Source organism: Streptomyces sp. SM1, assembly GCF_002910825.1.
Lineage (GTDB): Bacteria > Actinomycetota > Actinomycetes > Streptomycetales > Streptomycetaceae > Streptomyces > Streptomyces okerensis.
In genome coordinates this window covers 1-1985 of record NZ_NEUB01000844.1, presented here as the reverse complement: position 1 = coordinate 1985, position 1985 = coordinate 1, and the positions used below count along the sequence as shown (strand labels likewise).

At 72.3% G+C, this 1985-nt stretch carries 2 protein-coding genes; both read right to left on the bottom strand.

Annotation, left to right across the window (positions count from 1 at the left end; all coding sequences use genetic code 11):
* Window positions 1-3: 3 nt before the first annotated feature.
* Window positions 4-1098, bottom strand: coding sequence for a prenyltransferase (locus B9S61_RS27110; RefSeq protein ID WP_103544589.1), 1095 nt, complete (start codon window positions 1096-1098; stop codon window positions 4-6).
* Window positions 1095-1847, bottom strand: coding sequence for a class I SAM-dependent methyltransferase (locus B9S61_RS27105; protein WP_103544588.1), 753 nt, complete (start codon window positions 1845-1847; stop codon window positions 1095-1097). The genes B9S61_RS27110 and B9S61_RS27105 overlap by 4 nt, the downstream gene beginning before the upstream one ends.
* Window positions 1848-1985 lie beyond the last annotated feature (138 nt).

Below are 1985 nucleotides of genomic sequence, written 5' to 3'. Positions count from 1 at the left end.
GGTTCAGGCGGGCGGGCAGCAGTCGGGGTCCAGGCCCCTGGGCAGGCGGTCGCCGCCGAAGACCGCACAGGTGGGCTCGTGACCGCCGAGTGCCGCGACGGCCAGCAGGAGCGAGCCCGCCGTCCAGGTCGTCAGCTCGCGCGGCCATATGGCGTCGTCGTCGAAGACGTACCCCGTCCAGTACAGGCCGGTCTCCGGATCACGCAGGTGCCGGATCGACTGGAGCACCTCCAGCGCACGGTCGGACTCGCCCATCGCCCAGAGCGCCAGGGCGAGTTCGGCCGACTCGCCGCCCGTCACCCACGGGTTGGGCACCACGCACCGCACCCCGAGGCCGGGCACGACGAACCGCTCCCAGCCCTCCTCGATACGGGACTTGGCCTCCGCGCCGGTCAGCGCGCCGCCGAGGGCCGGGTAGTACCAGTCCATCGAGTAGCGGTCCTTGTCCAGGAACCGCTCCGGGTGCCGCCGGATCGCGTGCCGAAGCCCACCCGCCGCCAACTCCCAGTCCGGCTGGGGCTCCTCGCGCTGTTCGGCGATGGCCAGCGCGCAGCGCAGCGCGTGGTGGACGGAGGAGGATCCGGTGAGCAGCGCGTCCGCCGTGGGCGTGCCGTCGTCGTCGCGCCGCCAGCCGATCTGCCCGCCGGGCTGCTGCAGCCTCAGTACGAACTCCACCGCCGCGCACACGGCCGGCCACAGGCGGTCGAGGAACGTGTCGTCGCCGGTGGCGAGATAGTGGTGCCACACGCCGACCGCGATGTAGGCGACGAAGTTCGTCTCCCGGCCCCGGTCGGTGATGTCGAGCGGGTCGCCGTCGGCGTAGGCCGCGTACCAGGAGCCGTCCTCCAACTGGTGCCGCTCCAGCCACAGATAGGCCCGCTCGGCGGCCTCGTGCTCGCCCGCCGTGTCCAGCGCCATCGCCGCCTCGACGTGGTCCCACGGGTCGAGGTGGTGCCCCCGGAACCACGGGATCGCACCGTCCTCCCGCTGCACGGCGAGGATGCCGGCGACGGTCGCCGCCGCCTGCTCCGCCGTCAGGACGCCGGGCAGGACGAGGTGTTCGGTCCGGGGGGACCGAGGTGACCTGGAGGTTGTCACGTGGCGTCCGCCTCGGCTCCCGCCTGGGCGCGCGGCAGGTGCGGCTTGGTCGCGTACGCCACGAAACTCTTGCCGATCACCGGGTTCAGCGCCCGCTCGGCGACCCGGGTGGCCAGCGGCTTCTTCATGATGTCCCAGACCAGCAGCTTGTGGTAGGCCCGTACCGGCAGTGCCCTGTCGTTGTCCACACCGAACGCGCACTTCAGCCACCAGTACGGGGAGTGCAGCGCGTGCGCGTGATGACTGCCGTACGGCCGCAGACCCGCCTCGCGGATCTTCGTCAGCAGTTCGTCCGCCCGGTAGATGCGGATGTGGCCGCCCTCGACCTCGTGGTAGGCGTCGGACAGCGTCCAGCACACCTTCTCCGGGCCGTAGCGCGGCACGGTGACGGCGATCCGCCCGCCGGGCCTGAGCACCCGCACCATCTCGGCGAGTACGCCCTTGTCGTCGGGGATGTGCTCCATCACCTCGGAGATGATGACGACGTCGAAGGACTCGTCGGGGAACGGCAGGGCGAGGGCGTCGCCCTCCATCGCCGTCGCGGTGGCACCGGCGGGTGCCTCCCCGGCCTCCTTCATCGCCGCGAACCACTTGGCGACCTCTCGGATCTCCTCACCGTTCTGGTCCAGCGCCACGACCCGCGCACCGCGCCGGTAGCACTCGAAGGCGTGCCGTCCGGCACCGCAGCCGAGGTCCAGGACGCGGTCGCCCGGGGCGAGCGGGAACCGGGAGAAGTCGACGGTCAGCACGTGGCCCTGCTTTCGCGATCGGAGCGGTCGGAGGTGTCGGAGCGGTCGGAGCGGTCGGAGGTGCCGGCCGCGGTCGCGGGCAGGGCGCCGGCGATGGAGGGCGACGCCCTCGCCCTGCCGTTCCCCGACGAGTCCTTC